At 35.3% G+C, this 8,921-nt stretch carries 5 protein-coding genes and 1 rRNA gene; 2 read left to right on the forward strand and 4 right to left on the reverse strand.

What is annotated here, in order from left to right:
- The first annotated feature begins 3 nt into the window (after positions 1-3).
- Complete coding sequence (gene speA, locus E4T88_RS13910; RefSeq protein WP_135106438.1) at positions 4-1,896, forward strand: biosynthetic arginine decarboxylase; 1,893 nt, start codon at positions 4-6, stop codon at positions 1,894-1,896.
- Between the two features lie 76 nt (positions 1,897-1,972).
- Here speA and E4T88_RS13915 read toward each other — a convergent pair whose 3' ends face one another.
- Both E4T88_RS13915 and E4T88_RS13920 read right to left on the reverse strand, forming a co-directional pair.
- Positions 1,973-3,250 carry a type IX secretion system plug protein gene (locus tag E4T88_RS13915; protein ID WP_228093922.1) on the reverse strand — a complete coding sequence of 426 codons (1,278 nt, stop codon included), beginning with the start codon at positions 3,248-3,250 and terminating at the stop codon, positions 1,973-1,975.
- Between the two features lie 142 nt (positions 3,251-3,392).
- The gene (locus E4T88_RS13920) at positions 3,393-4,661 is read right to left on the reverse strand and encodes a replication-associated recombination protein A (RefSeq protein WP_135106440.1); all 1,269 of its coding nucleotides are present in this window, start codon (positions 4,659-4,661) and stop codon (positions 3,393-3,395) included.
- A 402-nt stretch (positions 4,662-5,063) separates the two neighbouring features.
- Here E4T88_RS13920 and dnaK point away from each other — a divergent pair, with 402 nt between their 5' ends.
- Positions 5,064-6,968 carry a molecular chaperone DnaK gene (dnaK, locus tag E4T88_RS13925; protein ID WP_135106442.1) on the forward strand — a complete coding sequence of 635 codons (1,905 nt, stop codon included), beginning with the start codon at positions 5,064-5,066 and terminating at the stop codon, positions 6,966-6,968.
- A 96-nt stretch (positions 6,969-7,064) separates the two neighbouring features.
- Here the strand turns inward: dnaK and E4T88_RS13930 are convergent, their stop codons facing one another.
- Positions 7,065-8,099: a hypothetical protein gene (locus E4T88_RS13930; RefSeq protein ID WP_135106444.1), complete on the reverse strand. Its 1,035-nt coding sequence runs from the start codon at positions 8,097-8,099 to the stop codon at positions 7,065-7,067.
- 699 nt (positions 8,100-8,798) lie between these two features.
- Positions 8,799-8,909: ribosomal RNA gene (gene rrf / locus E4T88_RS13935) — 5S ribosomal RNA — on the reverse strand.
- Positions 8,910-8,921 lie beyond the last annotated feature (12 nt).

An 8,921-nucleotide genomic window follows, 5' to 3' on the forward strand; every position in this document is an offset into this window, starting at 1 on the left:
AGAATGAGAAAATGGCGCATCGAAGACTCAGCTGAGTTGTATAACATCGCAGGCTGGGGTATTAATTACTTTTCTGTTAATGAGAAAGGTAACGTTGTTGTAACTCCGAGAAAAGACGGGGTGGCTGTTGATTTAAAAGAACTGATGGACGAATTGCAGCTTCGCGATGTGTCAGCTCCTGTTTTGATTCGTTTTCCGGATATCCTGGATAATCGTATCGAGAAAATTTCCACGTGCTTTAAACAGGCTGCCGAAGAATATGAATATAAAGGGCAAAACCATATAATATACCCTATCAAGGTAAATCAAATGCGCCCGGTAGTAGAAGAACTTATCAGCCATGGGAAAAAATTCAATATCGGACTGGAAGCCGGTTCTAAGCCGGAACTTCATGCCGTTATAGCAATCAACACCGATTCTGATTCGCTTATAATCTGTAATGGATATAAGGACGAAAGCTATATTGAGTTAGCCTTATTGGCTCAAAAAATGGGTAAGCATATATTCATTGTAGTTGAGAAACTGAATGAGATACCGCTAATTGCCAAAATAGCTAAAAGACTAAAAATAACACCTAATATTGGTATTCGTATCAAACTAGCTAGCTCGGGTAGTGGTAAATGGGAAGAATCTGGTGGTGATGGAAGCAAATTCGGATTGAATTCGAGTGAGCTGTTAGAAGCTTTAGCATATCTTGAAAAAGCAAATATGCAGGATTCTTTACGTCTTATTCACTTCCATATCGGAAGCCAGATTACCAAAATTCGCCGCATAAAAACAGCTTTACGTGAAGCCGCTCAATTCTATGTACAGCTACATGCAATGGGCTTTAAGGTGGAGTTTGTCGATATTGGCGGAGGACTGGGCGTTGACTACGATGGCACACGTTCTTCTTATAACGAAAGTAGTGTAAACTACTCCATACAAGAGTATGTGAATGACTCTATCGCTACAATGGTAGATGCAGCTGATAAGAATGGCATTCCACACCCTAATATTATAACAGAATCGGGTAGATCGCTTACGGCACATCACTCTATTCTGGTATTTGAAGTATTGGAAACAGCTACTTTGCCTGAGTGGGATGAAGATAAAGAGTTGTCAGAAGATGACCATGAACTCGTTAAAGAGCTTTATCAAATATGGGACGATCTTAGCCAATCGCGTATGTTAGAAGCTTGGCATGATGCACAACAGATTCGTGAAGAGGCTCTTGACTTATTTAGCTTAGGAATGCTAACATTGAAAACGAGAGCGCAGGTAGAGCGTCTCTACTTCTCTATTGCCCGCGAAATATTCCAAATTGCAGGCAGAGCAAAACATGCTCCTGAAGAGTTGAAACAATTATCAAAATTATTACCGGACAAATATTTTTGTAATTTCTCCCTATTCCAATCATTACCGGACTCTTGGGCTATTGACCAAATTTTCCCGATTATACCAATTCATAGATTGGACGAAAAGCCGGATAGAACAGCAACACTACAGGATGTAACTTGTGACTCTGACGGAAAGATAGATAACTTTATCTCTAATGGTAATCAGTCATCATACTTGCCGGTACATAGCATGAAAAAGAACGAATCATATTACCTCGGAGTATTCCTAGTGGGTGCATATCAGGAGATATTGGGCGACCTTCATAACCTGTTTGGAGATACAAATGCGGTTCATATATCAGTTGATAAAGACGGATACAAGATAGAACAAATGATAGACGGCGAAACCGTAGCAGAAGTATTAGACTATGCCCAATACAACGCGAAGAAGCTTGTTCGTACAGTTGAAACATGGGTTACTTCGAGTGTTAAACAAGGGACAATAACAGTAGAAGAAGGAAAAGAATTCCTATCAAACTATCGTTCAGGCCTTTATGGATACACTTACCTTGAATAATTAAAGTATAAACATATATATTAAAATCCTCTTTACGCATTTGCATAAAGAGGATTTTTTATTTAGGTTAATCACCTTATTTACTTCTTGATTGAATATTTTGTACGCCAATGAGGCTGTCGTAACGTTGTCCGGAAGGGCGATAGTAGACAAATATCTGATATTCATTTTCTGTTTCAAAATAATTACCTTCTATTTTTGCTGTTGAGTAACTGGCTCCCGCCTTAGTCAGATATTGATAATTATACAAACCTTGCTTTAAAAGCAGAGCTATATAATATTGTCTGTGCTCTTCATCATATTTCATTCTGTATTTGTCGGTAAAGTTATTATCAGTAAAATTTCCATTAATAAAAATATCCTCGCCTATCGGGCTGTCCATTGGCAGAGTAAATACTGTATTAAAATAATCAGACTGTACCTCACTATCATTCGTATCGTTACTTCTAATATAAAATCTTCCATTTTGATCTTGATCATAACTATATGACCTACCGGCTCTGATTTTATCAGGAACGATGTACATCGTATAATTAGGGCGATTATATTCAATGTGCTCTACATTCAACCCATTGTATCTATAACTTGACGTTTCAAATCGACGGTATTCATTTCCAGCCTCAAATATCAGATTTCGATTGTGCTCATATATTAGTCTATCGGAGCTAACATAAGTAGGTTTTATTTGATGCCTTTCAGTGTCAAGGCGGTTGTTTTGCCAAGCAAAGATTTTCAATTCAATAAAAGGGTCTCTTATATTAAGATTCTGATGCAATATACTAAAGGACAACTGCTGATGACCTTTATTTGTATCAATATCCGTATTAGATGTTATGCTTGGAGCTATACTTACTTGTGGTTCTACTACAGAGAAACAAGCAGTAAGTAAAACTTCGTCAGGCATACCATCTTCGTAGACTTCAATAACATAGTTTCCTGATAATTTAACATTTACATCATTATTAGGAATATCAATAGCAAAGTGGGTATATTCTACGGTTGTATTTAAAGAGGAGGTATAATCATCTATCGGGTTATCATTGAATCCACTTAGATAATCTATCTCGGATATGCCACTGCTTCTTTTCCAGTATGCATCGCAATGGATTATCCGATAACGTAAACGATTCATTGAGTCTTCAGAAATACGATCGAAACTAATATGTACATAATCATTACCATTCAATACTATGATGGGATATGAACTCCAATCGTTATTTTTATATACCTGTACCGTATATATATCATCAGATATTGCGTGTGTATGATACGCTTGCGAAAAAGTATATATACTCGTTAGGTAAAAGATTATAGATAGCAATAGTTTATTATTATTCATTATTCTAAACTTCATTGTTGCATAGTCTTTTTTTCAAAAAGTGACAAAAGTAACAGGTAATTGCCTATTTTTTCATGTCACTCTTTAGCTATAAAAGTAAACTACAATTCTATTATTAGATAATTTAAATTCTTAAAAATAATACTTGAGCAAGCTCTTAATATCGATCTTTCCAGAGTTTTTTGAGCCATTCCACTATTTTACTTTCAGATGCATTCTGCTGGGGTTTCCAAAATTGTCTCCCCTTTATCTCTTTAGGTACATAATCTTGTTGTACAAAATTATTTTCAAAGCTATGTGCATATTTGTATTCCTTTCCGTAATTCAATTCCTTCATCAACTTTGTAGGCGCATTACGCAAATGTAATGGTACAGGTAGATTTCCTGTTTCGTTGACTAAAGCGATGGCTTCATCTATCGACATGTATGCCGAATTACTCTTAGGAGATGTTGCCAAATATATAGTAGTTTCAGCCAGGACAATACGTCCTTCCGGCCAACCTATTTTATGTAACGTCTCGAAACAAGCATTAGCTAATAATAAAGCATTCGGATTTGCCAATCCAATATCTTCTGCAGCAGAAATAACAAGACGCCGTGCTATAAATTTCGGATCTTCACCTCCAGACACCATCCGTGCCAACCAATAAATAGCAGCATCAGGATCACTCCCTCGTATCGACTTTATAAAAGCAGAAATAATGTCATAATGCATTTCGCCTCCTTTATCGTATGCTGCCGGATTTTCCTGCAAACGTTCTGTTACCAGTTTATCGGTTATTGTGATCTTATCGTTTACTTCGGAAGAAATTACTAAATCAAGTATATTCAATAATTTACGGGCATCACCTCCCGAAAAACGCAATATAGCATCCGTTTCTTTAAGTTCGATATCCCTATCTTTAAGTATTATATCCTGCGTTAAAGCCCTATGAGCCAGCTCTTCCAAATCCTCTTTACCTAACGATTGCAAGACATAAACCTGACAACGTGACAACAGCGGGCGAATAACCTCAAATGAGGGATTCTCTGTAGTAGCACCGATCAATGTTATTACTCCTGTTTCTACAGCTCCGAGCAAAGAGTCTTGCTGTGATTTGGAAAAGCGATGGATTTCATCAATAAATAAGATGGGGCTTTTGGTATTAAAAAACTGATTCTTTTTAGCCAATTCAATTACTTCACGCACATCTTTTACACCGGAGTTTATAGCACTAAGAGTATAAAAAGGCGTATCAAGTGTATTCGCTATTATCTGAGCCAATGTAGTTTTGCCCACTCCGGGAGGACCCCATAGTAAAAATGAAGGGACTCTGCCCGATTCTATCATCTTTCGAAGAATAGCACCCTCTCCTACTAAATGTTTTTGTCCTATATACTCTTCGAGATTACGCGGACGTAACCGCTCTGCTAAAGGTTGGCTCATTGATATATATGTTTAAGCTCTAAATATCCTCAAATCTACAAAAAGTTTGATTTAATAACAAGTCGAATTGCTATCCAACGGAACAGAAATGTATTAAAGCTTGATTAAGTTATTATTAAATATTTTCTTATTTGTATCTTGCTATATTATAATTATATGTAGTTTATAGTAGTCACTAAAATATATATAAAACAGAAAAAAGACAAATAAACACGTATAAATAAAAACATTAAACACATCTAATAGAATCACCATCAATTCTGACAAATCGTCATATTTTATTTTTTTTATTGTCATCCTATATTTTGGCATAGCTTTTGAACAAAGGCTAATGTCATTGAAATATGAATTGAAAGAAATAATAATAGAAATTAATTAGAAACAATATAATAATATAATAAGATGGGAAAAATAATAGGAATTGACTTAGGTACCACAAACTCTTGTGTTGCCGTGTTGGAAGGTAACGAACCTATCGTTATCACAAACAACGAAGGAAAAAGAACAACACCTTCTGTTGTTGCTTTTATTGAGGGAAATGAACGCAAAATTGGTGATCCTGCAAAACGTCAGGCTATCACAAATCCGGAAAAAACAATATACTCCATAAAAAGATTTATGGGTGAAACATGGGATCAAGTTCAAACCGAAGTAACCCGTGTACCTTATAAAGTCGTGAAAGGAGATAACAATACACCACGTATAGACATTGACGGACGTCTTTATACTCCTCAGGAAATTTCGGCGATGATCCTTCAAAAGATGAAGAAGACAGCTGAAGACTATCTTGGACAAGAAGTGACAGACGCTGTTATTACTGTACCTGCGTACTTTAGCGACTCGCAACGTCAGGCAACAAAAGAAGCCGGAGAAATTGCAGGTCTTAAAGTTCAACGTATCGTTAATGAGCCTACTGCTGCTGCTCTTGCTTATGGTCTTGACAAGGCTCACAAGGATATGAAAATTGCAGTGTTCGACCTTGGTGGTGGTACATTTGATATCTCTATCCTAGAATTAGGAGACGGTGTATTTGAAGTTAAGTCGACCAATGGGGATACTCACCTTGGTGGTGATGATTTCGACCAGGTAATTATCAATTGGCTGGCTGAAGAATTCATGAATGAAGAAGGCTTAGATCTACGTAAAGATCCAATGGCTTTACAGCGTTTGAAAGAAGCTGCTGAAAAAGCGAAAATAGAGCTATCAAGCACAACTTCTACTGAAATTAACTTACCATACATTATGCCGGTTAATGGTATTCCAAAACACTTGGTAAAAAATCTAACTCGTGCTAAATTTGAGCAATTGGCAGACTCACTTATCCGTAAGTGTATCGAACCATGTCGTCAATCGTTGAAAGATGCAGGATATTCTCCATCCGATATAGATGAAGTGATCTTAGTCGGAGGTTCTACACGTATACCTGCTGTACAAGCAGAAGTTGAGAAGTTCTTCGGAAAGACACCATCGAAAGGTGTAAACCCTGATGAAGTTGTTGCTGTAGGTGCTGCTATACAAGGTGCTGTATTAACAGGAGAAGTAAAAGATGTATTGTTGCTTGATGTTACTCCGCTTTCTCTTGGTATAGAAACAATGGGAAATGTGATGACTAAGCTAATTGATGCTAATACAACTATTCCTACGAAAAAGAGCGAAACATTCTCTACCGCTGCCGACAATCAACCGTCTGTACAGATTGTTGTACTTCAAGGAGAACGTCCAATGGCGAGGGATAATAAACAAATAGGAGTCTTCAACTTAGACGGTATATTACCTGCACGTCGTGGTGAGCCTCAAATTGAAGTTACATTTGATATTGATGCCAATGGTATTCTTAGTGTATCGGCAAAAGATAAAAAGACCGGCAAAGAACAATCTATTCGTATAGAGGCTTCATCGGGTCTTACTGACGCAGAAATCCAACGAATGAAGGATGAAGCAGCAGCTAATGCAGAAGCAGATAAGAAAGAAAAAGAAAAGATAGACAAGTTGAATCAGGCAGATTCAGTTATTTTCCAAACAGAAAATCAATTGAAAGATCTTGGAGATAAAATTCCAGCCGATCAGAAAGCTTCTATCGAAGGTGCTTTAAATAAGCTAAGAGATGCTCACAAAGCTCAAGATATTCCGGCTGTTGATTCTGCTATGGATGAATTAACTAAATTAATGCAGGAGTTGAGTCAAAATATATACAATCAGCAACAAGCAGGTACTAATCCGGGACAAGAAGCCGGAGGTAATACTGGTAGCCAATCTAATGGAGGCGACAATAATGTAACTGATGTAGATTTTGAAGAAGTGAAATAAGCAAATAGAAACAGATAGTATATTTATTAAAAAGCTCATTATCCTATATTAGGTATAATGAGCTTTTTTGTATTGTATATAGAGTCCCTTTATTCATTAAATTTTGCTCCACAACTCAGAAAATAAAGCTAAAGATGATTCTATTCGAGCCATTGCACTTCTTATATTTTGATGGTCGTATTCGCATTCTCCCAAATTGGAAAGAAGCTCTAAAAACATATTAGGTTGAATACCGCCCCATTCATGAAAAGAATTTAACAATTCTTCTTTTTTTTCTGAAGATATAGAATCAATGAAAACAATGCACACACGAGCAAAAGTAGAAAATATATTGGCTATTTCTATAGGTTGATAAAAACGTCCTCTATTAGTATAGTTAAAACGAATCTCTGCAATATAAATGAGTATCTTTTCGCATAGAAATATCATATTATTTGTTAGATCAGAATCACTGTCTTTATCTTGTATTTTTTGAATAATACTTTGAGATGAAATTTCGATCTCATTAAGGTATTTTCCAAATAGTTCATAATATTTTTCGAGATCAGGATGGCTGCTCATCATTACGCTTGGAGGAATATAGTTCGAATCCATACCGTAATTATTATCTTCTTTAATAATCCGTCCTAGAATAAGATTATATATACCGAATTCTTCTTCTGGAATTTGTCTTATTGGTTGTATAGACAAATTATAGGTTTGTTTATAATTAGATGATGTTTCTTGAGTGTTTACAATACCTTGACGCTTATTATAAAATGGTTCTACAACTAAAACAACATTCCAATGTTTATTATCTTCAATCTCTTGACTAAAATCATATTCTAGTCGCACAAAGTCAGAATGATTAACAGGCTTTATATCTATACGACCACCTCTAGAGGTAATAGCATTACATTGTTTCAACTCTATTTCTATTTTATCTCCATTTTTTTCTTTGATTTTCAGATCACATGATGATTTTTCACCTTTGCTAGGAGGCAATAAACCATAGCTGAAATTAGTAAATCTCCCACTATTAAAATCACGAATCGCATCTGCATAATTACCCTCTGTTTGTTGCAAATGAGCTATTGATATCTTATTACTACCTACCAAATTACCCATTCTCTTCTTTATAGGATTAAGCATATTGTTACCCTTTATTGTTGTTTGTTTATGATCAAATATAAGTATAGTTCTCCTGTACTTTTCTAATTCGTTTGTATCGGTCTTATTATAATCTTGTAAAAGTCTCTGAAATCATATACAATATATTATACTTCTTTGCTTGATTTTCTGTCTCCTTTATTCAATGATATATCCTAATATATTCAGAAATAGCAAAATATATAATATTTTTATTTTATGTCTAAATTATAATTAGGTGGTATATCCTCCTAAAAAGATAATCAATACATTATCTGTTCAATAAAATGATCAATAAATCCTCTTTTCTGAACAATTTTTTCAATATCAAACATATGCATAAAATTCATTGGAGCTTAATATAGCTTCATTAGTTTGCGTTATAAAACTTTTAATAGTTTGATTATTGCATATTTATGATAATGCAGAGCGTGCAAAGTTAGAAAAAAATATGAGAATTTATCTTTTAATTATTTGAAACTATATTAAGGTTTCTAAAAAAGGTAAAATAGAGGATGTAACATAAGAATAATTTAAAGATGAATATATTAGTATTTATTTCCATCATCTAAATAAAGAATCTCATTGGTATTATGAGATCCTTCTACTTTGTATGTATTTGTATCTTTCTATTATCCTTTGTATGCTTGTATCAATAGCAAAAGTCCGCATACAATTAGATGTATACGGACTTTGCATTTAAAACGGCGGTAACCTACTCTCCCACTTTTACGCAGTACCATCGGCACGACCGGGCTTAACTTCTCTGTTCGGAATGGGAAGAGGTGGAGCCCCGGTGTTATAACCACCTGAATATCGTTACGG

The sequence above is a fragment of the Dysgonomonas mossii genome, assembly GCF_004569505.1.
Lineage (GTDB): Bacteria > Bacteroidota > Bacteroidia > Bacteroidales > Dysgonomonadaceae > Dysgonomonas.

Coding starts and splice junctions, on each gene's coding strand:
- E4T88_RS13930 (WP_135106444.1), bottom strand. CDS start 8,099: ATGCTTAATCCTATAAAGAAGAGAATGGGTAATTTGGTAGGTAGTAAT.
- speA (WP_135106438.1), top strand. CDS start 4: ATGAGAAAATGGCGCATCGAAGACTCAGCTGAGTTGTATAACATCGCA.
- dnaK (WP_135106442.1), top strand. CDS start 5,064: ATGGGAAAAATAATAGGAATTGACTTAGGTACCACAAACTCTTGTGTT.
- E4T88_RS13920 (WP_135106440.1), bottom strand. CDS start 4,661: ATGAGCCAACCTTTAGCAGAGCGGTTACGTCCGCGTAATCTCGAAGAG.
- E4T88_RS13915 (WP_228093922.1), bottom strand. CDS start 3,250: ATGAAGTTTAGAATAATGAATAATAATAAACTATTGCTATCTATAATC.